The sequence below is a fragment of the Janthinobacterium aestuarii genome (assembly GCF_051380835.1).
In the GTDB taxonomy this organism is placed as follows: Bacteria; Pseudomonadota; Gammaproteobacteria; order Burkholderiales; family Burkholderiaceae_D; genus Janthinobacterium; species Janthinobacterium aestuarii.
In genome coordinates this window covers 48,826-74,556 of sequence record NZ_JBNYXU010000004.1, presented here as the reverse complement: position 1 = coordinate 74,556, position 25,731 = coordinate 48,826, and the positions used below count along the sequence as shown (strand labels likewise).

Genomic DNA, 25,731 nt, shown 5'->3' with positions numbered 1-25,731 from the left:
TAGTATGGTCACTGAACTGATAACTTCCAATAATCGTCGCCCAAGTGACAATCCAACGAACAGCATGTACACCCAACCACTGATCCAGACTCACCCTGATGGGGTGCCGTTCAGCCGCAGCACCAGCTCGCACGATTACCAGCACGTGCCTCGCCCCGTGACGGCCATGTCCAGGCAATATGCGGCGGGCGACTATACGGCACCGCACAGCCACGTGCGGGCGCAGCTGCTGTATGCGACGGAAGGTGTGATGCGCGTGTCCACCGAGCATGGCGTGTGGATATTGCCGCCGCGGCGCGCCCTGCTGATTCCCGTGGGCATCGTGCACGAAGTCCACATCTTGAGCGAACTGAGCATGCGCACCGTGTACATCGATGCGCAGGTGGCGGCCCGATATGGCGACGATTGCAAGGTGCTGGAAGTGAGCCGGCTGCTGCGCGAGCTGATCCTGGCCTTGCTGGCCGAACCGGTCGAATATGCACTGGCGGGGCGCGGCGACTGGCTGGCGCACCTGATCCTGTCGGAACTGGCGGCGGCCGATACCGTCCCCCTCGCCATCCCCTGGCCCCGCGACCGGCGCCTGGTGGCCGTCTGCTCGGCCATCATGGACGCGCCCGGCAGCCGGCGCAGCATCGAGGACTGGGCGCAGGACGCGGGCGCCAGCGCGCGCACGCTGATCCGCTTATTTCCCAAGGAAACGGGCCTGCATTACCGCCAATGGCTGCAGCAAGTCCATCTGGCCGAAGCCTTTTGCCGCCTGGACCGGGGCGAAGGCGTGGCGGCCATCGCCTATTCGCTGGGCTACGCCAGCCCCAGCGCCTTCAGCGCCATGTTCCGCCGCATTCTGGGCCGCACGCCGCAGCACTACCTGAGCGAGTGGCGCGCCGCCGAGTAAACGAAAAAAGCAGCCCGTGGGCTGCTTTCGTCAAGGCGTTTGCCGGCATTGTCGGCTTACGCCCTGCGGGCCAAGCCGACCTACTCTTTTTCGCCAGCAATCAGGCGGTAGGCGAGCGCGCCCAGCAAGGCGCCGATGATCGGTGCCAGCCAGAACAGCCACAGCTGGCTCGTCGCCCAATCGCCCACGTACAGGGCCACGCCCGTGCTGCGGGCCGGGTTGACGGAGGTATTGGTGACAGGGATGCTGATCAGGTGGATCAGGGTCAGCGCCAGGCCGATCGGCAGCGGGGCGAAGCCGGCCGGCGCGCGCTTGTCGGTGGCGCCCAGGATGACGATCAGGAAGAACATCGTCAGCACGATTTCAATGACCAGCGCCGACAGCATCGAATAGCCGCCCGGCGAGTGGGCGCCGAAACCGTTCGAGGCAAAGCCCTTGCTGACGTCGAAACCGGCCTGGCCGCTGGCGATCACGTACAGTACGCCGCCAGCCACGATGGCGCCCAGCACTTGCGCGATGATGTATGGCAAGAGTTGATTGGCAGGGAAACGGCCGCCGGCCCACAGGCCGATCGAGACGGCGGGATTCAGATGGCAACCCGAGATGTGGCCGATGGCGTAAGCCATGGTCAGCACCGTCAAGCCAAACGCCAGCGCCACGCCGACAAAGCCAATGCCAAGGCCGGGGAAAGCCGCGGCCAGCACGGCGCTGCCGCAACCGCCCAGTACCAGCCAGAACGTGCCGAGAAATTCGGCGCCATATTGTTTCATGATTATTCCTTTACATTGTCGAAAAAACGTACCCAGGGGACGACCAGTCAGACCGCTCATTGAGCTCGCCCTCACCGCATGGCGATGGCAAGGCAAAACACCAGCAAAGTACGGCTGCGCAATCGCAGCAGAGCGCGCATAATGACATATTGTCATTATCAAGGCAATATTAATCTAATACGACAATATCAATAGTTTTTATGGAATCAACTATTATTTTGATAATTTTACTGGCGCCGAACGGCGCATGTACTTTTGCGGCGCCTCCAGCGGCGTAAAACCAAAGCCCGCATACAGGCCGTGCGCATCATCCGTCCCCAGCATCCAGGCGACATCGCGCAAGCGCTCATCGCCGAGCACGGCGGCCACCATCTGCTTGCCATATCCACGCCCCTGGTATGGCGGCAGCACAAACACGTCGCGCAGATAGGCAAAATCCGTGTAGTCGGTGACGACCCTGGCGAATGCGACTTGCTGGCCATCCACATAGCCGCCAAAACACAGCGCATTGGCGATGCCCTTGCGCACCGTGTCGATCGTCGCGCCGCGCTTCCAGTATGACTTCTCGCTCAGGTAGCGGTGGATCATGGGCACGTCCAGCTCGTCGCGCTCGCTGGAAATGTGCAGTGGCGCGTGCATCAGTTCCTGGACAGCAAGTCGGCTTCGGCGATGCTGGGCTCGCCGAAGTAGACGGTGCGCGCGACGCCCTTGGCATCGCTGCCCATGTACACGCCCGTCATGCTGCGCGCGGCCGGGTCGTACAGGATGGTGTAATGGTGGCCGCAATTGTGCGGTTCGCAGACGCTGCTCAGCAGGCGCGCCTTGCCGTCGATCTCGACGGGCTTGAGCGGGCTGGCCACGCCATCGGGCACCCAGCGCTGCCGCTTCAGGCCCGCCTTTTTCAAGCCCACATTGAAGGCCTTGCGAAAGGCGTAGTCCGCCTTGTAGACGTCGGGGAAATACGGGCAGGCAGCGCTCCCATCACAGCTTTGCGCCTGCTCGATCAGCGACAGCCTGGGCGTACGCGCCTGCGCCGGCATGACGGCCAGCGCCACGGCAGCGCCCAGAAACAGGGGCAAGAGCAAACGTGCGGACATGCAATCTCCTAAAAACATCGGGTAATGCCGAAAGCATAGCAGAATGGCATGCTTGTGCGCGCGCCTCACGGAGAACAGCGGATGCCGACCACCCCGTTGACCTTGCCTTCCGGCCAGCCCGTCTCGCGCCAGCGGTACACGCCGGGCGCGACGATGATCAACTGCCATTCCACCAGCTTGCCAGCGGCATTGAGGCGGGTTTCATTGTCATAGCGTAGCGTCAGGCTATGCTCCGTTTCCGCCACGACCGTCGCGGCAAAGCGGTTGGTTTCGCCCAGCTTGCTTTTCCACGTGCGGTCGTTGAAGATCGCCAGCCGCTGATGGTCGTCAGACAGCTGCATGCGCGTGAAGTGGCGTGCTTCTTCGCACACACTATTCGTATTCACGCTGTCGGACCAGCTGCCAGACAATTGCTCGGCATCGAAAGGAGTCGGGGTGGCGGCGACGGCCGCACTCAGCAGCAAGATTGCAAGCATAATTTATCGAAAGAAAACGAAAGGAATCATCATGGTCGGCGCAGCGCCAGGGTGATACTCGATGGCAGTGCGGGCGTGCGCCGGTGCAAAGTCGCCTGCTCATAGGCATACGCCATCGCAATGAGCGGCTTCTCGCCGTGGGCAAGGCCGATGAAGGACAAGCCGACCGGCAAGCCCCCGGTCACGCCGGCAGGCACCGTGATGTGCGGCAAGTCGGACTGCGGCTGCGCTACGCTTTGGCAGGTGGGCCCCACCAGCGCATCGAGCCCATGCGAACGCAGCAGCGCGTCGATGCCGCCCGGCCCGGGCGCGGGAGGCAATTCGATCAGTTCCGCGCCCTGCTCGCGCAGCACCAGCAGCGCCTGCTCGATCACGGCATCGGTCCCGGCACACACGCCGAACAGGCTGCGCGCCACGCCGATGCGGCGCCCGTGCAAGCCGGCGGCATCGAACACCATGCCATCGGCCAGGCGCTCGCCGCTCAAGGCAGCCAGCAGCCAGGCCGCCTCGCGCACACTGGGCGCCATCGGTCCGGCAGTGGCTGGCTCACCGCCCTGCCCGCCTGCGGCCCTGCCGGTGGGCTTGATGGCGACCAGGCCGCAGTTTGAAGCAGGCGCGACGATGGAGCCGTCCGCCGCGCTGTCGACGGCCAGGATGGTGAGTCCGGCCCAGCTGGCACTGGCGTGCGGCACGCTGACGGCCGCCCACTGGCGCAGATTGCTTTTGCCGATGATGACGGCGCCGGCCGCGCGCAAGCGCGCCGCCACGAAGGAATCGCAGCTGGCATGCGTGTCCATGGGTGTCTGGGTGCGCGTCTTCATGCGGTCACCCGTGGCGATGTTGTCGCGCAAGACGATGGGGATGCCGTGCAAGGGGCCGCGCACCTTGTGCACTTGCCGCTCACGGTCCATTTCGAGGGCAATTTTCAAGGCGTCGGGATTGATTTCAATGCCGGGATAGGCGCGCGCGCCGATGCTGCACAGGGAGCGGATGCGGGCCAGGTACTGCGACGTCAGTGCGTGGGAACTGAGTTTGCCTGCCTGCATCATCTGCTGTTGCGGCAAGACGCCAGCGTCGAGCAGATGGGCCATGGGACTGGCCGGCGCCGTGGCTCGGGCCAGTACGGGGCGCGACACGCTCCGGGACGCGCCACTGCGTAACATCTGACTGCGCTGCATCGTATCTCCAAGAAACTTCAATGTTTCTACCGCAATAATGTGCTAGCCATAGCATAGCAGTCCTTGCAAGCTAATAGTTGTGATAAGGAATTATTTTCCAAGCAAAAAAAACGCCGCCCGAAGGCAGCGTTTCTTGATGGTCCAGTACTGGAGCAAATCAGTTGCGTACGACACGCTTGTATTCGTTGGTGCGGGTGTCGATTTCGATGACGTCGTCCTGCGCCACGAACAGCGGCACTTGCACGGTGTGGCGGTGCGCGTCGATGGCGTTTTCGATCTTGGCTTCTTTCAGGACGTTGCCCGACGTGTTGCCCTTGACCGCTGGCTCCGAGTACACCACTTGACGGGCGATGGTCGTAGGCAGTTCAACGGAGATAGCTTTGCCGTCGTAGAAAATGGCTTCGCATTCCATGCCATCTTTCAGGTAGTTCAGCGCTTCGCCCAGGTTTTCTTCTTCGATTTCGTATTGGTTGTACTCAGTGTCCATGAACACGAACAGCGGGTCGGCGAAGTACGAATACGTCACTGGCTTTTTATCCAGAACAACAACGTCGAACTTGTCGTCGCCGCGGAACACGTTTTCCATCGGGGTGTTCGTCAGAAGATTTTTCATCTTCCATTTGTAGGTGAAGCCCGTGCGGCTCGAACCGTTGACATCAGAACGCAACACGATCATAGGCTTGCTGTCGACCATGATGATATTGCCAACACGAATTTCTTTTGCGGGTTTCATAGGAATGTACGTAAAAAGTGGGTTGCATGAAGACCATCTGCCGCCTGTGCGCCATCAGCGCCGCAAGCTTGCGTTTGATCGGTTAAAAATACGTTAGAAATAACCGGGCATTTTACCTTAATTTTGGGCAAGCGCCTATCTCGTCGCGCCAGCGAACGCCAGCAAGTTACTTGCCAGATCGCCATTAGCCTGCATCTGCCGCTGCCAAGCCTGTGCGCGCGCCCGGATGCGCGGCAAATCGGCCTGCAATGCAGGCCACAGCTGGGCCCACGGCAAGGCGTCCGCGCTGGCGCCATTCCAGGCCAGCGCCGCCTGCACCAGGCTGTCGATGGGGCCGTCCGCATCCACAGCATTGCGCTGCAGGAAGGCGCGCAATTTCACGTGATGCAAGTTTTCATCCTGTAAATAGATATGCCAGAGAAACGGCTGGCCAGCCCATTGCGCGCGCACGAACGAATCCTCGCCGCGCACCAGGTTCACGTCGCAAGCCCACAGCAAGCGGTCGTAATCGTCCTGCGGCACGAAAGGCAGCACGCGCACGGTAAGCGCGCCGCGCGTGCGCGCCGCCCCGACAACCGCCGCATCGTCGCCGATAAACACCCGAACAGCATCGAACGCGACGCCTTCCGGCACCAGGCACGTGATGGGCTCGCTACCCGCCTGCCAGGCCGCAAACAGCTCGGCAACGGGAGCGGATGGATAGCAGAACAGCGACACTTTCAAGGCGCGCATGTCCTTCGCCGTCACGCCGAATTGCCCGAGGAATGCCGCCATGGCGGGCGCATCGGACTGGAACGCCAGCCGCCGCTCGTCGAGCGCCGCTTCGCGCAGCAAACCGCCCGTTTTATCCGTGAAGCCGGGGAAGAAGAAATGCTTGATCATGCCGTGGCGCGGCGACGTCAGCGCATGGCAGCCCTCGACCCACTCTTCGGCCGTCAAGCCTTCCAGGTTCAGCCACACGGGCTGCGGCGCGCACTGCGCCATGGCGGCGATATAGCCGGGCGGAATGTCGCAGGCAAAGAATTCGATGACGATGTCGGCGATATCGGCCGGCGCAAACACGCCATCCTGGCCGCGCCAGTGGCGGACCATGACGCCCGATACGTGCTGCGCTTCGGCTGCCACGTCGATCGCGGGGCAAATGCGCTGGAAGCTGCCAAGATCGTCGACCCACAGGGTGACGGCCACGCCGTGCTCGCCGCTCAATTGCCGCGCGAGGCGCCAGCAAATGCCGATATCGCCGTAGTTGTCGACGACTTTGCAGAAAATGGCCAGGGATGGCGCGCGATCGGTAGCTAATGGCATATTTAATAGGGAAGAGAAAAACGTGACATGGCAGCCCATAACAAAAAAGCCGCACTGTTACCAGGCGGCTTTTTTGTTGGCTGATTCAGCCGGTCTGGCGTCCCCAAGGGGATTCGAACCCCTGTACTCACCGTGAAAGGGTGATGTCCTAGGCCTCTAGACGATGGGGACAGAAAATCTGTCCTGGATGCGCTGCTTTGCATCCCGACCTTATTACTACGCGAATCTGGCGTCCCCAAGGGGATTCGAACCCCTGTACTCACCGTGAAAGGGTGATGTCCTAGGCCTCTAGACGATGGGGACAGAAATCTGTCCTGAATGCGCTACTTTGCATCCTGACCCGGTACTGCAGCAATATTGCAGAAACAAAAAAAGCCTGACTTGTCAGGCCCGTTCAGCACTGCACTCTTACTTTACAACGAAATCCTGGCGTCCCCAAGGGGATTCGAACCCCTGTACTCACCGTGAAAGGGTGATGTCCTAGGCCTCTAGACGATGGGGACCTGTGCTGGCTTTACTCTCAGCGGACTCTTCGTTGAAGGCTTTGCTTAGCCCCTCAAAAAAGCGTGCGCGAAGTATAGCACGGGGTGATTCACGAAATCAACTGCCGGCGGTTTTATTTTCCATCTTATTTGCAGGGATCTCCCTATGGGGCAGAAGATGCTCGTGCGATATGGCAATACTGCGTTATTGCAATTTCAGCAGGCGTAAAAAAAGCCGCATAAGCGACTTATGGATGCCGAGTTAGGCCGATGGCGTTGTCGGATTACGCTGCGCTAATCCGACCCACACCTTACTCCAGGATGGGGCACGGAAATAAAAAAAGCCGCTCGAGGCGACTTTGATGACTGTGTGATTTCTGCGCTGTTGGTGGAGGTTTGCGGGAGCTAACCGCTGACCTCTTGCATGCCATGCAAGCGCGCTAACAGCTTAGCCATATTCCCCCGAGGGTATGGCGGAAATACTTCGCCAAAATAAAAAAGCCGCTCTAGGCGACTTTGATTTATTCACTATCTGTTTCTGCGCTGTTGGTGGAGGTTTGCGGGAGCTAACCGCTGACCTCTTGCATACCATGCAAGCGCGCTAACAGCTTAGCCATATTCCCCCGAGGGTATGGCGGAAATACTTCGCCAAAATAAAAAAAGCCGCTCTAGGCGACTTTGATTTATTCACTATCTGTTTCTGCGCTGTTGGTGGAGGTTTGCGGGAGCTAACCGCTGACCTCTTGCATGCCATGCAAGCGCGCTAACAGCTTAGCCATATTTGCCCGAGGGCATGGCGGAAATACTTCGCCAAAATAAAAAAAGCCGCTCTAGGCGACTTTGATTTATTCACTACCTGTTTCTGCGCTGTTGGTGGAGGTAAGCGGGATCGAACCGCTGACCTCTTGCATGCCATGCAAGCGCTCTCCCAGCTGAGCTATACCCCCCGGGCGCAGAAACACTGCTACTTCCTTACTACAACACCAGACTGAACTGGCGTCCCCAAGGGGATTCGAACCCCTGTACTCACCGTGAAAGGGTGATGTCCTAGGCCTCTAGACGATGGGGACCTTGGTACTACATCTTTACTGCCACAGCTTGCTACTTTACTTCTGCGCTGTTGGTGGAGGTAAGCGGGATCGAACCGCTGACCTCTTGCATGCCATGCAAGCGCTCTCCCAGCTGAGCTATACCCCCCGGGCGCAGAAATAATAAAAGCCGCACTTGGCGACTTTGTTCCACTACTTGCTTTCCATTCAGATTCCGCTTTTTACGGGTCTGAACTTACAACAATCAGTACAAACAACTGCCACTACTATACCACAACAACCTGGCGTCCCCAAGGGGATTCGAACCCCTGTACTCACCGTGAAAGGGTGATGTCCTAGGCCTCTAGACGATGGGGACCGCGGAACTTCCAAACAACATCTGCACCACTTCAACGACTAACAAAACCCGACTGCGATTTTGCTGCTGGTGGAGGTAAGCGGGATCGAACCGCTGACCTCTTGCATGCCATGCAAGCGCTCTCCCAGCTGAGCTATACCCCCGTTGGTGCAGAAACAAGAGTATAGCAAAGAAGTTTCACTCTGCAAATACCCTTTTTTGTCTATGAACAACTTTTCATAGGGGCGGTTTCCGCACCGTCTTTTTACGCGTATTTAAGAGCGGCGATTACAGCCACTTTGCCAGGCGCGCCAGCACGGTGTCGCGGCCGAAGATCACCACCACCTGGTCGATGGCCGGGGTCTGCAATTGGCCCGTCAAAATCAAACGCAAAGGCATGGCCAGCAGCGGCATCTTGATGGCATTGGCGGCCAGCACGTCCTTGATCATGGCGGCGACGGCTTCCTTGCTCCACTCCACCGTGGCGATACGCTCGGCGAATTGCGCCAGCACGGGCTTGATGGCAGCCGTGATGTGCTGCGCCACCAGTTCCGCTTCCGGCTGCGGCTCGCGGAAGAACAGCATCGAGGCGGCAGCCAGTTCATTGACCGTGTTGGCGCGCTCTTTCATCATGCCCAGCACTTGCGCCAGGTCCGGCGCGCCTTCGAAGACGGCGCCGGCAGCGACCATTTGCGGACGCGCCAGGTCGGCCAGACGCGTGTTGTCGGCCTGCTTGATATAGTGGTTGTTCAGCCATGCCAGTTTTTCATTGTTGAACTGGGCCGCCGATTTCGACAGGTGGTTCAGGTTGAACCACTCGCAGAACTGCTCGGTCGAGAACACTTCATCGTCGCCATGGCTCCAGCCCAGGCGCGCCAGGTAGTTCAGCATCGCTTCCGGCAGGAAGCCCTGCGCCGGGTAATCCATCACGCTGACGGCGCCGTGGCGCTTCGACAGCTTTTCGCCATCCGCACCAAGGATCATCGGCAGGTGGCCGTACAGCGGCAGCGGTGCGCCGATGGCGCGCAGGATATTGATCTGGCGCGGGGTGTTGTTGACGTGGTCGTCGCCGCGGATCACGTGGGTGATTTGCATGTCCCAGTCATCGACTGCCACGCAGAAGTTGTACGTCGGCGTGCCGTCCGGACGCGCGATCACCAGGTCATCCAGTTCGCGGTTCGAGATCGTGATCGTGCCCTTGACCACGTCGTCCCAGCTCACGTCGCCATCGAGCGGATTCTTGAAGCGCACGACGGGCTTGCGGTCGGCAGGAATGGCCGGCAGGGTCTTGCCCGGCTCCGGGCGCCAGGTGCCGTCGTAGCGCGGCTTTTCGCCAGCGGCGCGCATGCGTTCGCGCATCGCTTCGACTTCCTCCGGCGACGAGTAGCAGTGGTATGCAGTGCCTTCGGCCAGCATCTGCGCCACCACTTCGCGGTAGCGGTCCATGCGCTGCATCTGGTAGAACGGGCCTTCGTCGTGGTCCAGGCCCAGCCATTTCATGCCTTCGATGATGGCTTGCACGGCTTCCGGCGTGGAACGCTCCACGTCCGTGTCCTCGATGCGCAGCACGAAGGTGCCGCCAAAGTGGCGGGCATACGCCCAGCTATATAAAGCGGTGCGGGCGCCGCCCAGGTGCAGATAGCCGGTCGGGCTGGGAGCGAAACGGGTACGGACGGGAGTAGCGGTTGTGGTCATCGAAGTAATCAGGCTTGAATAAGTAAAACGCCATTTTACTCTGTTGACCGCCGCCGCTCCACAAGCGCCGTCACAGCTGCAGCAAGCGCCTTTTTACTTCCTCAGCCTGCGCATGCAGCGCCTGCTCGAACAAGGAGACCAGTTGCGACAAGGGCCGGTGCAAAGGCTTGACCAGATTCACGGTGAACGGCAAGGACACGGCAAAGCGGCGGATCTGCAAGCCCTGCCCCGCATAATCGAGGGCCGTGAGCGGATTGACGATGGCCAGGCCCACGCCTTCGCGCACCATGGCACAAACGGAAGCGGCGCTGTGCGTGTCGAGCGCCAGGCGCCGCTCCACGCCGGCCTGCGCGAAGATGGCGTCGATCTGCTGGCGGTAAGGGTCGACGGCGGCCAGACTGATGAAAGGCTGGCCCGCAAAGTCCGCCGGCTGCAGCACGGCCTTGCCGGCGAGCGCATGGCCGTCGGGCAGCACGCACACTTCATCGACGGACATCAGGGTGGCGAGCACGGTGCCCGGCGGCGCATTGCCCACTTCCGTCAGGCCGATATCGTGGCGCTGCGCCGACAGCCACTCTTCCAGCAGCGGCGACTCCTGCGGCGTGATGCTGATGCTCACCTTGGGAAAATCGGCGACGAAACGCTTGCATGCCTGCGGCAGCAAGGACTGGGAAAACACGGGCAGGCAGGCGATCGACAACTGCCCCTGGTCGAACTGGCGCAAGGCCGCCGCCGTGCTGACGATGCGCTCCAGACCGAAATACGCGCGCTGCACTTCCTCGAACAGCTGCAGCGCCTGGGCCGTCGGACGCAGCCGCCCCCGTTCGCGCTCGAACAGGGTCAAGCCCGTCAAATGCTCGAGGCGCGCCAGCTCGCGGCTGACGGTGGGCTGCGACGTGTGCAGCATGGCGGCGGCCGCCGTCACGCTGCCCGTCGTCATGATGGCGCGAAAGACCTCGATATGGCGCAAGGAGATAGTCATGTCCATATCATAAATGAATAAAGTCAGCTTAAATGGATATTTTATGTTTACAAAGAAAACCCGCATCATGGCCAGCATCGCAGGTCGAATTAGCGCAAGGCGCGTAATCCGACACCCCCCTAAAAAAACATGACAAAGACAACCACCATGAAACCAGTGCCAGACGCCACCCTCGCCCAACTCGCCCAGGAACACGGCACGCCATTGTGGGTGTATGACGCGGCCACCATCCGCGCGCGCATCGCCCAACTGGCGCAATTCGACACGGTGCGCTTCGCGCAAAAGGCCAATTCGAACATCCATCTGCTGACATTGATGCGCGAAGCGGGCGTGCACGTGGATGCCGTCTCGCTGGGCGAAATCGAACGCGCGCTGCAGGCAGGCTTCACGCCGGCGCAAACGCATGGCGCCGCTGGCGTGGTGTTTACCTGCGACCTGTTCGACCGCGCCACCCTGGCGCGCGTGGCGGCGGCAAAAATTGAAGTCAATTGCGGCTCCGTCGACATGCTGCGCCAGCTGGGCCCTGTGTCGCCAGGCCACCGCGTCTGGCTGCGCATCAATCCCGGCTATGGCCATGGCCACAGCAACAAGACCAACACGGGCGGCGAAAACAGCAAGCACGGTATCTGGCACGAAGAGCTGCCGGAGGCGCTGGCCGTCATCCGGGCGCATGGCCTGCACCTGGTGGGCCTGCACATGCACATCGGCTCGGGCGTCGACTACAGTCACCTGGAAACCGTCTGCGGCACCATGGTCGACCTGGTGAAGAACATGGGCCACGACCTGGAAGCCATTTCCACGGGCGGCGGCCTGTCCGTGCCTTACCGCGAAGGCGAGCAGCCCGTCGACACGAATCACTACTTCGAGCTGTGGGATGCGGCACGCAAGCAGATCGAGGCGCACCTGGGCCATCCCGTGCACCTGGAAATCGAACCGGGCCGCTTCCTCGTGGCCGACGCGGGCTTGCTGGTGGCCGAAGTGCGCGCCACCAAGCAAATGGGCGGCAACCACTTCACCTTGCTCGATACGGGCTTTAATGAACTGATGCGCCCCGCCATGTACGGCAGCTACCATGAAATGTCGGTGATCGCGCATGATGGCCGCGCATTGAACGCCCAGCGCGCTACCGTCGTCGGCGGCCCCCTGTGCGAATCGGGCGACGTGTTTACCCAGTGTGATGGCGGCGTGGTCGAAACACGTCTGCTGCCAGCGGCGCAGGTGGGCGACTACGTCGTCTTCGAAGGCGCGGGCGCGTATGGCGCGTCAATGTCGTCGAACTACAACAGCCGCCCTCATGCGGCCGAATACCTGGTCGATGGCGAGCAGTCCCGCTTGATCCGCCGCCGCCAGACGGTGGCCGAGCTGATCGCGCTGGAACAACTCTAAGCGGCTTCAACAGCGCGCCGCGTGCGGGCATGCGCATCTGCTAACATCGGGGCAACTCGATGAAAGCCCGCCATGCCCGCCACCACCCTTGCCCGCCGCAGCGGCAGTTTCTTGCTGCCCCTGCTGCTGTCCGCCGTCCTCGCCGGCTGCGCTTCGCTGCCCTCGCTGGAAAGCCGCACCCCCTCCACCGTCATCGCCGACACAAAGCATACCCAGCTGGCCACGGCCATTGCGCCCATGGTGGCGCAGCATCCGGGCGTGTCCGGCATTTACCCGCTGGTCGACGGGCGCGACGCGTTTGCCGCGCGCGCCCTGCTGGCCGCCGCGGCGCAGCGCAGCCTGGACGTGCAGTACTACATCTGGCACAAGGACATCACGGGCACCCTGCTGTTCGATGCCTTGCGCCAGGCGGCCGAACGGGGCGTGCGCGTGCGCCTGCTGCTCGACGATAACAACACGGCGGGTCTGGACCAGACCCTGACCATGCTGGGCAAGCAGCAGAATCTGGAAATCCGCCTGTTCAATCCCTTTATTCCCCGCGCGCCGCGCGCACTCGCCTTTGCCACGGATTTTTCGCGCCTCAACCGGCGCATGCACAACAAGTCGTTCACGGCCGACAACCAGGCCACCATCGTCGGCGGGCGCAATGTGGGCGATGAATATTTTGGCGCGGCCGGCGACGTGCTGTTCGCCGACCTGGACGTGCTGGCCATCGGCCCCGTCGTCGATGACGTCTCGCACGATTTCGACCGCTACTGGAACAGCGCCTCGGCCTACCCGGCCAGGCTGCTGCTGACGAGCCCTGTCGAAGGCGACGCGGCCACCATCGCCGCCGAGGCGGACCGCATCGACGACACCGAGGCGGCCGAGGAATACGTGCAGGCGCTGCGCACCTCGCCCTTCGTCAAGCAGATGATGGAACGCACCCTGCCCTTCGAATGGGCCAGGACGCGCATGGTCAGCGACGACCCGGCCAAGGTGCTGGACAAGGCCAGGCCCGGCACGGGCGTGGCGGAAAACCTGCAAAACCTGCTGGGCGTGCCGGAAAAGGAAGTGGACCTGGTGTCGCCGTATTTCGTGCCCGGCAAATCGGGCACGCAAGCCTTTTCCGACCTGGCGAAAAAGGGCGTGGGCGTGCGCATCCTGACGAATGCGCTGGAAGCGACCGACGTGGCGGCCGTGCATGCCGGTTATGCGAAGTGGAGAAAACCGCTGCTGGCAGCGGGCGTGCTGCTGTACGAATCGCGCCGCTCGTGGGACGCGGGCGATGCGCGCGAACAGACAGGGCGCTTCGGCAGTTCCGCATCGAGCCTGCATGCGAAGACCTTTGCCGTCGACGACCAGCGCATCTTTGTCGGCTCGTTCAACTTCGACCCGCGCTCGATCGAATTGAACACGGAAATGGGCCTCGTCATCGACAGCCCCGAGCTGGCCAGCCAGCTGGGCCTAGCCATGCGCAGCACGATCCCGCAGCGCGCCTACCAGGTGCTGCTTGGCGACGACGGCGCGCTGTACTGGCTCGCCCGCGACGCCAGCGGCGCCACCACGCGCTACGACACGGAACCGGGCACCAGCGTGTGGAAGCGCATGGGGGTGGCGATTCTGTCGGTGCTGCCGATAGACTGGCTGTTGTAAGCGGTTTTGCCAACGATGTCGTCGGATTACGCGGGGCTTTGCCCCGCTAATCCGACCTACGCTCTTCGCAAGGCCAACGCCGGTCGTGTTGGTGGCGGCGCCGACACGCAAACCGCGTAGGTCGGCTTAGCGCGCAGCGCGTAAGCCGACAACACCACAGTCCAAGAGCCTTAGCGCACCGCTTCCGTCAAAATCCGCCCCTCCGACGCCGACGGCTGGCGTATGCGCAGCAGGTGGGCGAGCGTCGGCACAATGTCGACCACTTCCGCGTACTGCCCATAGGCGCCCGGCTTGATCCTGCGGGGGCCGAACACCATCAGCGGCACGTTGGTGTCATACGTGTATGGCGTGCCGTGCGAGGTGCCGCCGCTGCCCTTGCCGAAGTACCAGGCCGGCTTTGTCACCAGCATCAGGTCGCCCGACAGCTGGCGGTTCCAGGCGCGGCGCATCAGCGTATCCATGCGCGTGGCGACGGCTCCCGTTTCCATCTGCGTGCGCGTGTAGACTTGGGCCAGACCGTCCTGCTGCATCAGAAAGCGGGCCGCCGCGTCTTCCAGGGCAGCGCGATGGACGCCGCTCTTTTCCGCCAGCGCGTAATCGAGGTAGATATTCGGCAGCGACGACGCCGTCACCAGCTTGTCGATGCCCAGGGTTGCGGCCAGGTGCTGGTTCAGCGCATCGACCAGTTTGGCGCCGTCGATGCGCTTGGCGGAAAAGCCGCGCGTTTCGGAAAATTCCGGCACGTTGGCGAAACCATGGTCGGCCGTCAGCACCACGAGCACGTTATCCATGCCGACTTTTTTATCCAGGTCAAGAAAGAAACCGGCCAGCATGCGGTCCAGGCGCTGCAGATGGTCGTGCGACATCTTGCTTTCCGGGCCGTAGGCATGGTTCACGTAGTCGTGTGCGGACAGGCTCACGCCGAGGATATCGGGCACGCCGGCCGGGTTGCGGCCCAGGTTTTCGCCATCGATGGCGGCACCGGCGAATTCCAGGGTCAGTTCATCGAGGAAGGGGCCGGATTTCAGGCGGCTGTAGTACTCGCCATCGAGCTTGCCGCTGTCGCTGTAATAGGCGAACGGGAAGGTGTTGCGCGCGCCCGGCTTGGCCGCCACAAGATCATCACGGGCGTCGCGCGCATAGGCCGAATCGGCCAGCAGCGGCGTCCAGCTCTTGCCGTAATAACGGTCCTGCGGCTTGGCCGCCTGGTAGCGCTGCACCCATTGCGGATGCTGCTGCATATAATAGGTGCTGCTGGCGAAATTGCCCGTCTTTTCCATGTACATATAGGCCGTGCCCGTTTTCCCGGCCAGCAGGATGGCGCCGCGGTCCTTGCCCGACACGGTGACGACCTTGGCCTTGTCGCCCGTCGAGTAACGCAATTCGTCGCCCAGGGTGCTCACGCGCAGCCTGGTCGGCGCCGTGCCGTCATCGGGTTGCGTGTCTTCGCCGATGTAATGGAAATTGCCATCCTCGGTGCAGTACACGGATTTTTTCGTGACGGGATCGATCCAGTTATTGCCGATCACGCCATGCTGGTACGGGTAGGCGCCGGACAGCACGGCCGAGTGGCCGATGGCTGTGACCGTGATGCCATGCGCCTGGTGCGCATCGCTGAACCATGCGCCCTGCTCCAGCAGGCGGCGGAAGCCGCCCTGGCCGAACTGGTCGCGGTAGCGCGTCACCTGCTCTTGCGGCAAGCCGTCCACTACCAACACCACGACCAGCTTCGGCTGCGCCGCAGCATTGGGAACCACCTTGGCCGCATGCGCCTGGCACGCCGCAACGCCAGCGACCAGCAGCAGCGCCTGCGCCAGCTGCCGGGAAAGGGAGAAATGTTTCGTCATATCCGCTCATCAAAAGTTAGGCCACCGGGCAGCATACGCCGACTATATGACACAATAATGACAAAAAGCAATAACAAGAAAAAGGCCAGACCCCATTGCTGGAACCCGGCCCGATGCCGAAACAGATGACTTGACTATGCCTGGCTTACTTGACCGTCACCTTAATGCTTTTACTCAACTCCGGGCCATATGACTGGTGCGCGCCGTTGGCGAACTGCATGGTAAGCGTGTACTGGCCCGGCGGCAAGGTGACGTCCGTTTCCGTTTGTCCTTTGCCGAAATGCAAATGCTTGTCATCCATGGGTATCATCTCGTCCGCCTTCATCGGCCCCATATTGATGAGCAGATGATGGTGGCCCGTCTTGGCCGTCATGTCGCCGGCCGGCTTGACGTCCATGCCTTTGATGGCAAACTTGACCTTGAACGGGCTCGTCACTGTCGCGCCATCGGCTGGCTCGACGAAGGAAACGGATTGCGCAAACGCGCTGGCGGCCAGCAGGCTGCCGGCGATCATGACGGCTGCCTTACGCAGGAATACGGTGGTCAATTGCATGATGTCTCCTCTTGTTTAATAACAACACGGACTGCATGAAACCATATTCCTGGCGACCATGGCGCCGGGGAGCTGCTGGGGCCAGTCGCTTCGCGATCGGAGCGCATCCTATTGGGATGCACTCCCCCGGCGGATCTGACCCCATGACCCAACGTTTAGTCGTTCTTGATGACGATGCTCGGGAACTTGCTCGTCATATCCTTCGCCTTTTCCGCCACCTTGATCGCGATGGTGCGGGCGATCTGCTTGTAGATGACGGCGACGGGGCCTTCCGGCTCGGCCACGACGGTGGGCGTGCCCGAATCCGTCTGCTGGCGAATCGCCATGGTCAGCGGCAAGGCGCCGAGGAATTCCACGCCAAAGTCCGCGCACATCTTCGCGCCGCCGCCGGCGCCGAAGATTTCTTCCGCATGGCCGCAGTTCGAGCAGATGTGCGTGCTCATGTTTTCCACCACGCCGAGGATAGGAATGCCGACTTTCTCGAACATTTTCAAACCCTTGCGCGCATCCAGCAGTGCGATGTCCTGCGGCGTCGTGACGATGACGGCGCCCGTGACGGGCACTTTCTGCGACAGGGTCAGCTGGATGTCGCCCGTGCCTGGGGGCATGTCGACGATCAAATAATCGAGGTCGCGCCAGTTGGTCTGGTCGAGCAATTGCTGCAAGGCTTGCGTGACCATCGGACCGCGCCACACCATCGGCTCGTCCGGATCGATCATGAAGCCGATCGACGACACTTGCAGGCCGTGGTTTTCCATCGGCTCCATGCTCTTGCCGTCGAGGGTCTTCGGCTGGCCGCTGATGCCCAGCATCATCGGTTGCGACGGGCCGTAGATATCGGCGTCGAGCATGCCGACGGTGGCGCCTTCAGCCGCCAGGGCCAGGGCCAAGTTGACGGCCGTGGTCGATTTACCAACGCCACCCTTGCCGGAAGCGACGGCGATGATGTTTTTCACGTTGCTCATCGGCTTCAAGCCGCGCTGCACCGTGTGCGAAATGATTTTCGACGACACGCCCACGCTGACGTTGCCCACACCCGGCAGCACGCGCAAGGCGGCCAGCACGGATTTGCGGATCAGGTCGATCTGGCTTTTGGCGGGGTAGCCCAGTTCGATGTCGAGGGAAATATCATCGCCATCGACCTTCAGATTCTTGACGGTTTTGCTGGAAACGAAATCTTTATGTGTATTTGGATCAATAACCTGGGCCAGCGCGGCCTTGACGTCTTCTACTGTGATGCTCATGTAAATCTCCGTGTGTACTACATATGTGCAATACGCGCAGTCTAGCGCAATTTGCATGGTGCGATGGCGGCAAAAGCATCACTTGCCGGCGCTGCATCTGCTCATATTGCCTTTCCGCTGTTAAAATGTCCTATTATCCATCCCAAAAGTGCATCAATCATGACTCGCAAGCTGTTCGTCACCACTGCCCTGCCTTACGCAAACGCCGCTTTTCACATTGGCCACATCATGGAATACATCCAGGCCGATATCTGGGTCCGGTTCCAGCGAATGCAACGCGATGGCGCGGCCGGCCGTGAAGTGCACTTTGTGGGCGCCGACGATACGCATGGCACGCCGATCATGATCGCCGCCGAAAAGGAAGGCATCACGCCGCAGCAATTCGTCGCCAACATCGCGGCCGGCCGCGCCCAGTACCTCGATGGCTTCCATATCGCCTTCGACAACTGGTATTCGACCGATTCGCCGGAAAACGTCGACCTGTCGCAATCGATCTACCGCAAGCTGCGCGATACGGGCCTGATCGTCACGAAAACCGTCGACCGCTTCTTCGACCCGGTCAAAGGCATGTTCCTGGCCGACCGCAACATCAAGGGCGAATGCCCGAAATGCGGCGCCAAGAACCAGTACGGCGACAATTGCGAAGTGTGCGGCGCCGCTTACCAGCCGACCGACCTGGTCAACCCGTTCTCCGTGTTTACCAACGCGACGCCCGTGATGAAGCCGTCGGAACAGTATTTCTTCAAGCTGTCCGACCCGCGCTGCTTCGAATTCCTCAAGGATTGGCTCAACACGCCAGGCCGCTTGCAGCCGGAAATGGTCAACAAGGTCAGCGAGTGGCTGGGCGAAGCCGGTGAAAAGCTGGCCGACTGGGATATCTCGCGCGACGCGCCCTACTTCGGCATCCCGATTCCCGATGCACCAGGTAAATTCTTCTATGTGTGGATGGATGCGCCCGTCGGTTACCTGGCCAGCCTGAAAAACTATTGCGACAAGAAAGGCATCGATTTCGACGCCTTCCTGAATGACCCGTCGACGGAACAGATCCACTTCATCGGCAAGGATATCGTTTCCTTCCATTTGCTGTTCTGGCCCGCCATGCTGAAGTTCGCCAATCACCCGGTGATCGACAAACTGAAAGTCAATGTGCACGGCTTCCTGACGGTCAACAACGAGAAAATGTCGAAGTCGCGCGGCACGGGCATTTCGCCGCTGCGCTACCTGGACCTGGGCATGAACCCGGAATGGCTGCGCTACTACATCGCATTCAAGCTGAACTCGAAAGTGGAAGACCTGGACTTCAATGGCGAAGATTTTGTTGCCCGCGTGAACAGCGATCTGATCGGCAAGTACGTGAACATCGCCAGCCGCTGCGCCGGCTTCATCGCCAAGCGTTTCAACGGCAAGCTGGCATCGACGCTGTCGGAAGGCGCGCAAAGCTGGATCAACCGCGCGCTGACGGTGGACGCCAACGGCGTCATCGTCGAGCGCCAGGCCAGCATCGCCGCCCACTTCGAGAACCGCGAATTTGGCAAGGCCTTGCGCGAAATCATGGAAATCGCCGACATCACCAACCAGTATGTCGATGAAAACAAGCCGTGGATCCTGGCCAAGGACGTCGAAAAGACGGCGGAACTGCACGACGTGTGCACGACAGCCCTGATCCTGTTCCGCCAGTTGACGATTTTGCTGTCGCCGGTCCTGCCGGGCGTGGCGAAGAACGTGGCATCGTTCCTCAACGACGCAGAATTCACTTGGGCCGACACGCAAGTGTTCGGCGACGCCGTCTCGAACAGCATGCTGGGCCGTACCATCGGCGCCTATAGCCATTTGATGACGCGCATGGATGCGAAGATGATCGAAGCGCTGTTCGACGCGCCGCAAGCTGCTGCCATTGCCGCGCCGGCCGGCGACGCCGCGAATGACGCCGCATCCGTTGCGCCGGCCGCTGCCGCCATCGAAGAACTGGCGCCCGAGATCAAGATCGACGACTTCCTCAAGGTCGACCTGCGCATCGCGAAAATCGTCAACTGCGAACTGGTCGACGGCTCGGACAAGCTGCTGCGCCTGACCCTGGATGCGGGCGAAGGCCGCTTGCGCAATGTATTTTCCGGCATCCGCTCGGCTTATCAGCCGGAAGAACTGATCGGCAAGCTGACGGTGCTGGTGGCCAACCTGGCGCCGCGCAAGATGAAGTTCGGCATTTCGGAAGGCATGGTCATGGCCGCGTCCGCCGTCGACGAGAAGGCGAATCCAGGCATCTACATCCTGAACCCGTGGCCGGGCGCCGAACCTGGCATGCGCATCCGCTAAGCCACCACAAGGACCGATGATGAATATCGTGGTGCGCGAAGCAACAAATGCCGATGCACAACTGATGGCCGAGCTGACCCGCGCCGCGTGGGCCGGCAAGGTGGCCGCCTCGTCCAGTGGACACCACGAGACGGCCGAGCAAGTGGCGGAGCAATTGCGCCACGGCGGCGGTTTTCTGTTGCTGATCGACGACATTCCCGCCGGTTCGCTGCGCTGGATGCCGCTCGACAGCGACCCCGCCATCTGGAAGATTTCACGCATGGGCGTGCTGCCCGCTTACCGGGGCAGCCACGTCTCGCAGCACTTGCTCGAAGCCATCATTCATCACGGCCTGTCGTGCCAGGCCGAGGAATTGCGCCTGGCCGTGCGGCGCGACCAGCGCAAGCTGATCGATTTTTATGCGGCCTTCGAATTCGACCTGGCCGAAGAACTGGAATATTCGCACGCCAACCCCGCAGAACCGGCGCCGATGGTGATGCGGCGTTTGCTGCGTTATTGATTTTTAGCAATTTCGCCCCGGACTTGCCGATACAACAACCCGCCAAGCCGCACGGCGCGGTAAAATACGGCCGGCTGACCTTACCCATAAGACACTCAGAAGAAAATATGAAACTGCCTGCAAAACACACCAACTACGTATCCGACCACACCTTGTTCATCGCCGAACTGAAGGCCAAGAATCCTGGCATGGAAGCGGGCCAGCAAGCGGGCCGCGCCCTGCTGTGGGACAAGCCGGCCGTCAGCATCGATGAGCAGGAGCGCCAGCTGGCGTCGGCCGTCAAGCAACAGGCTTACGTTTACCAGAACAAGAACTAAGATCTGGAACCGGCACGATGTTGCCTGAAGAGTCTGCAGTCACGCCGGTAGCCGACGCTTCCGGCGCCGGCGCAGTCATCGAGTCGCCCGAACCTGTCGCTGAAGGCGACGGCAGCGGCGACCCTGCAGCATCCGCCACGGCAGTAACGGACGCGGCGCCCGCCTCCGACCCGCTGGGCATCGCCCGCCTGTATGGCGAGCCGATGATGCGCATGCCGACGGATTTGTACATTCCGCCGGACGCGCTGGAAATCTTCCTCGAAGCCTTCGAAGGCCCGCTCGATTTGCTGCTCTACCTGATCCGCAAGCAAAACTTCAACATTCTCGATATCCCGATGGCGCAGGTGACCCTGCAATATCTGAAATATGTCGACCAGATCCGCGTGCGCAACCTGGAACTGGCCGCCGAGTATCTGTTGATGGCGGCCATGCTGATCGAGATCAAGTCGCGCATGCTCTTGCCTTCGCGCAAAAGCGACGTCGAGGAAGATGGCGGCGACCCCCGTGCCGAACTGGTGCGCCGGCTGCTCGAGTACGAGCAGATCAAGCTGGCCGCCTACGACCTGAACGCCATCCCCCAGTTCGAGCGCGATTTCGTGCGCACGCAGATTTTCATCGAGCAAAGCCTGACGCCCACCTGGCCCGACGTGGAACCGGTGGACTTGCAACAGGCGTGGCTCGACGTGCTGAAGCGGGCCAAGCTGACCCAGCACCACCGCATCAGCCGCCAGGAACTGTCCGTGCGCGAGCACATGTCGAGCATCCTGCGCCATTTGCAATCGTCGCGCTTCGTCGAGTTCAGCGAACTGTTCGACATTGCCGGCGGCGTGCCCGTGGTGGTGGTCAACTTCGTGGCCCTGCTGGAACTGGCCAAGGAAACCCTGATCGAAATCACGCAGGCAGAACCGTTTGCCCCCATCTACGTCCGGCTGGCCTATTCGCCCGCCTGACCCCTTCCCTTTGTCACTGACCACCGTACAACGGGGTTTTAGCGAAAGCAATCCATGAAAATTATTTCCGACATCGAAGAATTGCGCGACCAGCTCAGCGGACAGCTGCGCACGGCGTTCGTCCCAACCATGGGCAACCTGCACGAAGGCCATCTGTCGCTGATGCGCCTGGCGCGCAAGCATGGCGACCCCGTCGTCGCCTCGATCTTCGTGAACCGCCTGCAATTCGGCCCGAACGAAGATTTCGAAAAATATCCGCGCACCATGGCGGCCGACATCGCCAAGCTGGAAAAGGAAGGCGTGTACGTGCTATTCGCCCCGACGGAAAAGGAACTGTACCCGGAACCGCAGGAATACCGCGTGCGCCCGCCAGATGACCTGGGCAATACCCTGGAAGGCGAATTTCGCCCCGGCTTCTTTGAAGGCGTGTGTACGGTCGTCACCAAGCTGTTCTCGTGCGTGGGTCCGCGAGTGGCCGTGTTCGGCAAGAAGGATTACCAGCAGCTGATGATCATCCGCAACATGGCACGCCAGTTTGCGCTGCCGACGGAAATCATCGCTGCCGAAACCTACCGCGCGGACGATGGCCTGGCCTTATCGTCGCGCAATATGTATTTATCGGAAAGCGAACGCGCGGAAGCGCCGGAACTGTTCAAGGGACTTAATTTCGTGGCCGAGGAAGTGCGCAAGGGCAATCTGGCCGTGGGCGAACTGGAACAGGCCAGCATGCGGCTGTTGAACAGCCGCGGCTGGAAATCGGACTACATCGCCGTGCGCAAGCGCGCCAACCTGCAAGCGCCTAGCGCCGCCGAACTGGCCGCCGGCGAACCGCTGGTGGTGCTGGCCGCCGCCAAACTGGGACAAACCAGATTGATCGACAACCTGGAAATCTAAGCGCAATCACAACGGGGCCATTCGGCCCCGTTTCTTTCTCTACTTCTCCATCCCTACCAGCTTGAGTTCGGCAAACAGCGGCTTGTTGCTGCCGCGGGCCGCTTGCAACATGTCATAGCTGGCCGCGTCGAGCACGATTTCCTCTCCTGCCCACAGTTTGCGCTGGTTCGCAGGCAGCCTCAGGCTGCGCAGGATGGCCCTTACCTGGGCCGGATCGGCCGCCAGCAGGCGGATGGCGCGCGCGTGGCGCTGCGTGCCCGTGAGGATGGGCAAGCCGCCCTCGGGGCCACTCTGGCTCAGGCTGACATAATCATGGCCGCCCACGCGGTGCAGATAGGCATGCCGGCCATCGGCTTCGGCAGGCGCCTGCGCGGCCGGCTCCTGCATCTCGACAGACGCGACAGGCGCAACGGCGGTTTGTTCAAGGCTCACGCCACAGGCCGCCAACAGGGCCGTGCTCAGGGCGAAAAATAATACGGGTGCTCGACGCATCGCGTGCTCCTTCTTGTCGGGGGCGGGGACAAAGGGGAAATACTGCAGCGATGATGGGCCAAATTATTTGACGTGTAAAGTTAACTTTAGGAAATATTTAATTCTTTTGCGCAATCTCATGTGATCGGTGCAATCGGACGAAAAAAACGCTGCCGGTTTGCACGGGCAGCGTTTTCTTGATAACGGTTAAGCCTGGATCAGGCGCCGGCCTTTTCCAGCTTCTCGAAAATCTTGTTCAATTTTTCATCGAGGGTCGCGGCCGTGAACGGCTTGACGACATAACCGCTGGCGCCAGCTTGCGCGGCGGCGATGATGTTTTCTTTTTTCGCTTCGGCGGTGACCATCAGCACGGGCAGCTTGGCCAGTGCGGGATCGGCGCGGATATGCTGCAGCATCGTCAGGCCATCCATGTTTGGCATGTTCCAGTCCGACACGACGAAATCGAACGATTCCGCGCGCAGCTTGGCCAGGCCCATCACGCCGTCTTCCGCCTCATCGACGTTGGCATAACCCAGTTCCTTCAACAGATTCCGGACAATGCGGCGCATCGTCGAAAAATCGTCAACGACTAAAAATTTCATCTTTGGATCAGCCATGAATAACTCCGTTGTTTCTGTAGCGGTTTGTTAATAATATCGACATGAATGCCGACATTATGGTCGACACTACGGCAGCAAGTTGTAGGATAGCATTTTCGTTGCTTTTAGGCGAACAAACTTGCCTCAGATCATATAAAACGTGGCTTACACGCGCAAAGCACGCATACCGTGCGCCGCCAGGTGTCCCAGCACCATGCCAGGCAGCGCCGTCAGAGCGCCGACCTCATGCGTAGCACCGACAGCGATCGCCTCGCGCGGCATGCCGAACACCACGCAACTGGCTTCATCCTGCGCAAAATTATACGCTCCTGCGGCCTTCATCTCCAACATGCCTTGTGCGCCATCCTTGCCCATGCCGGTGAGGATGACGCCAACGGCGTTTTTACCGGCCGATTGCGCGGCTGAACGGAACAGCACATCGACGGACGGGCGGTGGCGGTTGACCGGTTCGCCCTGGTCGATCTTGGTCATGTAGTTGGCGCCGCTGCGCGTCAGGGTCAGGTGCGAATGGCCGGGCGCGATGTAGGCGTGGCCGGGCAGCACGCGTTCGCCGCCCGCCGCTTCCTGCACCGAAATCTTGCACAGCGAATCGAGGCGGCGCGCGAACGAGCGCGTAAAGCCTTCCGGCATGTGCTGCGTGATCAGGATGCCGGGGCAATCGGACGGCATCTGCATGAGGAATTCGCGGATCGCTTCCGTGCCGCCCGTGGACGCGCCCACGATGATCAGCTTTTCGCTCGACGTCAATGGGCTGCGCAGCGCCGGCAGCGGCGCTGCCACCTTGTCGCCGGCCGATGGCAGTGTGCGCGCGCGGATGCGCGCCTTCGAGGCGGCGCGGATCTTGTCGGCGATCATGTCCGTGTACTCGCGCATGCCGCTCTGGATGGAAATCTTCGGCTTGGTGACGAAATCGACGGCGCCCAATTCCAGCGCGCGCATGGTGATTTCAGAACCGCGCTCGGTCAGCGACGACACCATCAATACCGGCATCGGGCGCAAGCGCATCAGTTTTTCCAGGAAATCGAGGCCATCCATCTTCGGCATCTCGACGTCGAGGGTCAGCACGTCGGGGTTGGTCTGCTTGATCATCTCGCGCGCCACCAGCGGATCGGGCGCCGCACCCACCACTTCCATGTCGGGCTGGCTGTTCACGATTTCCGTCATGACGCTGCGGATCAGCGCCGAGTCATCCACGATCAATACTTTGATCTTCATATATTTTCCTTTGGGCCTACCGGCCCACTAAAGCACCTGATCCCGCCTACTGCGCGTCGCGATTTGCGGCCTCCGATGCTCACTGTGCTAAAGCACAGCTGCGCGTCTCGGCCACAAGTCCCATCCGCTCGCTACGGCGTGACCAGGTGTTGTTATCTATATCTCACACTATTAAAACAACTCGACTTCGCCGCCGACCGGTGCCACTTTCAAGCGGCTGGCGTAATCGAGTTCGCGGCGTACCAGGGTATCGTTATGCGTCTGCATCAGCTTTTTCACCAGCACCTTGCCGCTGCGGGGGAAGAAGTAGACCTTGCGCGGGTGGATGTCGTTGAGGTCTTCGGCCACCACGCGCATCTTTTCCGCTTTCAGGTAATTGATGACGAAGGCCGCATTGCGTTCGCCGACGTTGATCGCCGTGAAGCCTCGCAGCACGGCGCCGCCGCCGAACACTTTCGCTTCCATGTTCTCGCGCCGCGCGCCCGCCTTCAGCAAATCGTTGATCAGGATTTCCATGGCGTAGGTGCCATAGCGCATCGACGCGGAAATCGGGCTGTTCGGATCGCTGCCGCCATCGGGCAGCATGAAATGGTTCATGCCGCCCAGGCCCGTGACACGGTCGCGGATGCAGGCCGAGACACAGGAGCCAAGCACGGTGACGATCAGCATGTCCTTGTTGGTAAAGTAGTACTCACCAGGCAAGATCTTGGCGGCGTCACAATTGAACGTCCTGTCGTAATAGACGTTAGTGGCGAATTGCTCTTTGGATTCCAGGCTCATATTTCACT

The 25,731-nt window shown here is 60.9% G+C and carries 24 protein-coding genes and 8 tRNA genes; 8 read left to right on the top strand and 24 right to left on the bottom strand.

Annotated elements, in window-relative coordinates; genetic code table 11:
* The first annotated feature begins 64 nt into the window (after nucleotides 1-64).
* Nucleotides 65-895 (top strand): AraC family transcriptional regulator, encoded by an 831-nt coding sequence (locus tag ACQ4WO_RS12710; RefSeq protein WP_436481747.1) that lies wholly within the window; start codon nucleotides 65-67, stop codon nucleotides 893-895.
* Nucleotides 896-975: 80 nt separating this feature from the next.
* Here ACQ4WO_RS12710 and aqpZ read toward each other — a convergent pair whose 3' ends face one another.
* The 17 genes from aqpZ to ACQ4WO_RS12625 form a co-directional block, all read right to left on the bottom strand.
* Nucleotides 976-1,665 carry an aquaporin Z gene (aqpZ, locus tag ACQ4WO_RS12705; protein WP_058048505.1) on the bottom strand — a complete coding sequence of 230 codons (690 nt, stop codon included), beginning with the start codon at nucleotides 1,663-1,665 and terminating at the stop codon, nucleotides 976-978.
* Between the two features lie 213 nt (nucleotides 1,666-1,878).
* Nucleotides 1,879-2,304: a GNAT family N-acetyltransferase gene (locus ACQ4WO_RS12700; RefSeq protein WP_436481746.1), complete on the bottom strand. Its 426-nt coding sequence runs from the start codon at nucleotides 2,302-2,304 to the stop codon at nucleotides 1,879-1,881.
* On the bottom strand, nucleotides 2,304-2,762 hold the full coding sequence (locus tag ACQ4WO_RS12695; protein ID WP_436481745.1) for an Ivy family c-type lysozyme inhibitor: 459 nt from the start codon (nucleotides 2,760-2,762) through the stop codon (nucleotides 2,304-2,306). Before ACQ4WO_RS12695 ends, ACQ4WO_RS12700 begins: the two co-directional genes overlap by 1 nt.
* A gap of 65 nt (nucleotides 2,763-2,827) precedes the next feature.
* Nucleotides 2,828-3,238, bottom strand: a complete 411-nt coding sequence (locus ACQ4WO_RS12690) for a hypothetical protein (RefSeq protein WP_436481744.1) — start codon at nucleotides 3,236-3,238, stop codon at nucleotides 2,828-2,830.
* Nucleotides 3,239-3,267: 29 nt separating this feature from the next.
* Nucleotides 3,268-4,374: an amidase family protein gene (locus tag ACQ4WO_RS12685; RefSeq protein WP_436481743.1), complete on the bottom strand. Its 1,107-nt coding sequence runs from the start codon at nucleotides 4,372-4,374 to the stop codon at nucleotides 3,268-3,270.
* A 199-nt stretch (nucleotides 4,375-4,573) separates the two neighbouring features.
* Nucleotides 4,574-5,149 carry an elongation factor P gene (locus ACQ4WO_RS12680; RefSeq protein ID WP_034758247.1) on the bottom strand — a complete coding sequence of 192 codons (576 nt, stop codon included), beginning with the start codon at nucleotides 5,147-5,149 and terminating at the stop codon, nucleotides 4,574-4,576.
* 135 nt (nucleotides 5,150-5,284) lie between these two features.
* Nucleotides 5,285-6,454, bottom strand: coding sequence for an elongation factor P maturation arginine rhamnosyltransferase EarP (earP, locus tag ACQ4WO_RS12675; protein WP_436481742.1), 1,170 nt, complete (start codon nucleotides 6,452-6,454; stop codon nucleotides 5,285-5,287).
* 95 nt (nucleotides 6,455-6,549) lie between these two features.
* A tRNA-Glu gene (locus ACQ4WO_RS12670) sits at nucleotides 6,550-6,625 on the bottom strand.
* Between the two features lie 56 nt (nucleotides 6,626-6,681).
* A tRNA-Glu gene (locus ACQ4WO_RS12665) sits at nucleotides 6,682-6,757 on the bottom strand.
* A gap of 124 nt (nucleotides 6,758-6,881) precedes the next feature.
* Nucleotides 6,882-6,957, bottom strand: a tRNA-Glu gene (locus ACQ4WO_RS12660).
* A gap of 850 nt (nucleotides 6,958-7,807) precedes the next feature.
* Nucleotides 7,808-7,883, bottom strand: a tRNA-Ala gene (locus ACQ4WO_RS12655).
* 47 nt (nucleotides 7,884-7,930) lie between these two features.
* A tRNA-Glu gene (locus tag ACQ4WO_RS12650) sits at nucleotides 7,931-8,006 on the bottom strand.
* Between the two features lie 51 nt (nucleotides 8,007-8,057).
* Nucleotides 8,058-8,133: transfer RNA gene (locus tag ACQ4WO_RS12645), tRNA-Ala, on the bottom strand.
* Nucleotides 8,134-8,267: 134 nt separating this feature from the next.
* A tRNA-Glu gene (locus ACQ4WO_RS12640) sits at nucleotides 8,268-8,343 on the bottom strand.
* Between the two features lie 67 nt (nucleotides 8,344-8,410).
* Nucleotides 8,411-8,486: transfer RNA gene (locus ACQ4WO_RS12635), tRNA-Ala, on the bottom strand.
* 124 nt (nucleotides 8,487-8,610) lie between these two features.
* Entirely contained in the window at nucleotides 8,611-10,017 is a 1,407-nt protein-coding gene (gene gltX, locus ACQ4WO_RS12630; protein WP_436481741.1) for a glutamate--tRNA ligase, read from the bottom strand.
* 70 nt (nucleotides 10,018-10,087) lie between these two features.
* Complete coding sequence (locus ACQ4WO_RS12625) at nucleotides 10,088-10,999, bottom strand: LysR family transcriptional regulator (RefSeq protein WP_436481740.1); 912 nt, start codon at nucleotides 10,997-10,999, stop codon at nucleotides 10,088-10,090.
* A 147-nt stretch (nucleotides 11,000-11,146) separates the two neighbouring features.
* Between ACQ4WO_RS12625 and lysA the strand changes: the two genes are divergently transcribed.
* Both lysA and ACQ4WO_RS12615 read left to right on the top strand, forming a co-directional pair.
* Nucleotides 11,147-12,385, top strand: a complete 1,239-nt coding sequence (gene lysA, locus ACQ4WO_RS12620) for a diaminopimelate decarboxylase (RefSeq protein ID WP_436481739.1) — start codon at nucleotides 11,147-11,149, stop codon at nucleotides 12,383-12,385.
* 72 nt (nucleotides 12,386-12,457) lie between these two features.
* On the top strand, nucleotides 12,458-14,020 hold the full coding sequence (locus ACQ4WO_RS12615; RefSeq protein ID WP_436481738.1) for a phospholipase D family protein: 1,563 nt from the start codon (nucleotides 12,458-12,460) through the stop codon (nucleotides 14,018-14,020).
* 170 nt (nucleotides 14,021-14,190) lie between these two features.
* Here the strand turns inward: ACQ4WO_RS12615 and ACQ4WO_RS12610 are convergent, their stop codons facing one another.
* The 3 genes from ACQ4WO_RS12610 to apbC form a co-directional block, all read right to left on the bottom strand.
* Nucleotides 14,191-15,867: an alkaline phosphatase family protein gene (locus ACQ4WO_RS12610; RefSeq protein ID WP_436481736.1), complete on the bottom strand. Its 1,677-nt coding sequence runs from the start codon at nucleotides 15,865-15,867 to the stop codon at nucleotides 14,191-14,193.
* Between the two features lie 145 nt (nucleotides 15,868-16,012).
* Entirely contained in the window at nucleotides 16,013-16,420 is a 408-nt protein-coding gene (locus ACQ4WO_RS12605) for a DUF4399 domain-containing protein (protein WP_436481734.1), read from the bottom strand.
* A gap of 155 nt (nucleotides 16,421-16,575) precedes the next feature.
* A complete protein-coding gene (gene apbC, locus ACQ4WO_RS12600; protein ID WP_034758315.1) occupies nucleotides 16,576-17,664 on the bottom strand; it encodes an iron-sulfur cluster carrier protein ApbC in 1,089 nt (362 codons plus the stop codon).
* Between the two features lie 159 nt (nucleotides 17,665-17,823).
* Between apbC and metG the strand changes: the two genes are divergently transcribed.
* The 5 genes from metG to panC all read left to right on the top strand — a co-directional run bounded on the left by metG (nucleotide 17,824) and on the right by panC (nucleotide 22,637).
* Complete coding sequence (gene metG, locus ACQ4WO_RS12595) at nucleotides 17,824-19,977, top strand: methionine--tRNA ligase (protein WP_436481733.1); 2,154 nt, start codon at nucleotides 17,824-17,826, stop codon at nucleotides 19,975-19,977.
* A 19-nt stretch (nucleotides 19,978-19,996) separates the two neighbouring features.
* A complete protein-coding gene (locus ACQ4WO_RS12590; RefSeq protein WP_034758490.1) occupies nucleotides 19,997-20,476 on the top strand; it encodes a GNAT family N-acetyltransferase in 480 nt (159 codons plus the stop codon).
* 107 nt (nucleotides 20,477-20,583) lie between these two features.
* Complete coding sequence (locus ACQ4WO_RS12585) at nucleotides 20,584-20,793, top strand: DUF3460 family protein (RefSeq protein ID WP_035826611.1); 210 nt, start codon at nucleotides 20,584-20,586, stop codon at nucleotides 20,791-20,793.
* 17 nt (nucleotides 20,794-20,810) lie between these two features.
* Nucleotides 20,811-21,743: a segregation and condensation protein A gene (locus ACQ4WO_RS12580; RefSeq protein ID WP_436481732.1), complete on the top strand. Its 933-nt coding sequence runs from the start codon at nucleotides 20,811-20,813 to the stop codon at nucleotides 21,741-21,743.
* Nucleotides 21,744-21,797: 54 nt separating this feature from the next.
* The gene (panC, locus tag ACQ4WO_RS12575; RefSeq protein WP_436481731.1) at nucleotides 21,798-22,637 is read left to right on the top strand and encodes a pantoate--beta-alanine ligase; all 840 of its coding nucleotides are present in this window, start codon (nucleotides 21,798-21,800) and stop codon (nucleotides 22,635-22,637) included.
* A 39-nt stretch (nucleotides 22,638-22,676) separates the two neighbouring features.
* Here the strand turns inward: panC and ACQ4WO_RS12570 are convergent, their stop codons facing one another.
* From ACQ4WO_RS12570 to cheD, 4 genes are all read right to left on the bottom strand, one after another.
* On the bottom strand, nucleotides 22,677-23,129 hold the full coding sequence (locus ACQ4WO_RS12570) for a hypothetical protein (protein ID WP_436481730.1): 453 nt from the start codon (nucleotides 23,127-23,129) through the stop codon (nucleotides 22,677-22,679).
* 197 nt (nucleotides 23,130-23,326) lie between these two features.
* Nucleotides 23,327-23,725, bottom strand: a complete 399-nt coding sequence (gene cheY, locus ACQ4WO_RS12565) for a chemotaxis response regulator CheY (protein WP_026132837.1) — start codon at nucleotides 23,723-23,725, stop codon at nucleotides 23,327-23,329.
* A 147-nt stretch (nucleotides 23,726-23,872) separates the two neighbouring features.
* Entirely contained in the window at nucleotides 23,873-24,943 is a 1,071-nt protein-coding gene (locus tag ACQ4WO_RS12560; protein ID WP_035826603.1) for a protein-glutamate methylesterase/protein-glutamine glutaminase, read from the bottom strand.
* A 171-nt stretch (nucleotides 24,944-25,114) separates the two neighbouring features.
* Nucleotides 25,115-25,723: a chemoreceptor glutamine deamidase CheD gene (gene cheD, locus ACQ4WO_RS12555; RefSeq protein WP_034758343.1), complete on the bottom strand. Its 609-nt coding sequence runs from the start codon at nucleotides 25,721-25,723 to the stop codon at nucleotides 25,115-25,117.
* Between the last annotated feature and the right edge of the window lie 8 nt (nucleotides 25,724-25,731).

What these genes read in the sequence shown, in the direction of transcription:
- ACQ4WO_RS12710 (WP_436481747.1), top strand. Translation starts at nt 65, where the DNA reads ATGTACACCCAACCACTGATCCAGACTCACCCTGATGGGGTGCCGTTC.
- aqpZ (WP_058048505.1), bottom strand. Translation starts at nt 1,665, where the DNA reads ATGAAACAATATGGCGCCGAATTTCTCGGCACGTTCTGGCTGGTACTG.
- ACQ4WO_RS12700 (WP_436481746.1), bottom strand. Translation starts at nt 2,304, where the DNA reads ATGCACGCGCCACTGCACATTTCCAGCGAGCGCGACGAGCTGGACGTG.
- ACQ4WO_RS12695 (WP_436481745.1), bottom strand. Translation starts at nt 2,762, where the DNA reads ATGTCCGCACGTTTGCTCTTGCCCCTGTTTCTGGGCGCTGCCGTGGCG.
- ACQ4WO_RS12690 (WP_436481744.1), bottom strand. Translation starts at nt 3,238, where the DNA reads ATGCTTGCAATCTTGCTGCTGAGTGCGGCCGTCGCCGCCACCCCGACT.
- ACQ4WO_RS12680 (WP_034758247.1), bottom strand. Translation starts at nt 5,149, where the DNA reads ATGAAACCCGCAAAAGAAATTCGTGTTGGCAATATCATCATGGTCGAC.
- earP (WP_436481742.1), bottom strand. Translation starts at nt 6,454, where the DNA reads ATGCCATTAGCTACCGATCGCGCGCCATCCCTGGCCATTTTCTGCAAA.
- gltX (WP_436481741.1), bottom strand. Translation starts at nt 10,017, where the DNA reads ATGACCACAACCGCTACTCCCGTCCGTACCCGTTTCGCTCCCAGCCCG.
- ACQ4WO_RS12625 (WP_436481740.1), bottom strand. Translation starts at nt 10,999, where the DNA reads ATGACTATCTCCTTGCGCCATATCGAGGTCTTTCGCGCCATCATGACG.
- lysA (WP_436481739.1), top strand. Translation starts at nt 11,147, where the DNA reads ATGAAACCAGTGCCAGACGCCACCCTCGCCCAACTCGCCCAGGAACAC.
- ACQ4WO_RS12615 (WP_436481738.1), top strand. Translation starts at nt 12,458, where the DNA reads ATGCCCGCCACCACCCTTGCCCGCCGCAGCGGCAGTTTCTTGCTGCCC.
- ACQ4WO_RS12610 (WP_436481736.1), bottom strand. Translation starts at nt 15,867, where the DNA reads ATGACGAAACATTTCTCCCTTTCCCGGCAGCTGGCGCAGGCGCTGCTG.
- ACQ4WO_RS12605 (WP_436481734.1), bottom strand. Translation starts at nt 16,420, where the DNA reads ATGCAATTGACCACCGTATTCCTGCGTAAGGCAGCCGTCATGATCGCC.
- apbC (WP_034758315.1), bottom strand. Translation starts at nt 17,664, where the DNA reads ATGAGCATCACAGTAGAAGACGTCAAGGCCGCGCTGGCCCAGGTTATT.
- metG (WP_436481733.1), top strand. Translation starts at nt 17,824, where the DNA reads ATGACTCGCAAGCTGTTCGTCACCACTGCCCTGCCTTACGCAAACGCC.
- ACQ4WO_RS12590 (WP_034758490.1), top strand. Translation starts at nt 19,997, where the DNA reads ATGAATATCGTGGTGCGCGAAGCAACAAATGCCGATGCACAACTGATG.
- ACQ4WO_RS12585 (WP_035826611.1), top strand. Translation starts at nt 20,584, where the DNA reads ATGAAACTGCCTGCAAAACACACCAACTACGTATCCGACCACACCTTG.
- ACQ4WO_RS12580 (WP_436481732.1), top strand. Translation starts at nt 20,811, where the DNA reads ATGTTGCCTGAAGAGTCTGCAGTCACGCCGGTAGCCGACGCTTCCGGC.
- panC (WP_436481731.1), top strand. Translation starts at nt 21,798, where the DNA reads ATGAAAATTATTTCCGACATCGAAGAATTGCGCGACCAGCTCAGCGGA.
- ACQ4WO_RS12570 (WP_436481730.1), bottom strand. Translation starts at nt 23,129, where the DNA reads ATGCGTCGAGCACCCGTATTATTTTTCGCCCTGAGCACGGCCCTGTTG.
- cheY (WP_026132837.1), bottom strand. Translation starts at nt 23,725, where the DNA reads ATGGCTGATCCAAAGATGAAATTTTTAGTCGTTGACGATTTTTCGACG.
- ACQ4WO_RS12560 (WP_035826603.1), bottom strand. Translation starts at nt 24,943, where the DNA reads ATGAAGATCAAAGTATTGATCGTGGATGACTCGGCGCTGATCCGCAGC.
- cheD (WP_034758343.1), bottom strand. Translation starts at nt 25,723, where the DNA reads ATGAGCCTGGAATCCAAAGAGCAATTCGCCACTAACGTCTATTACGAC.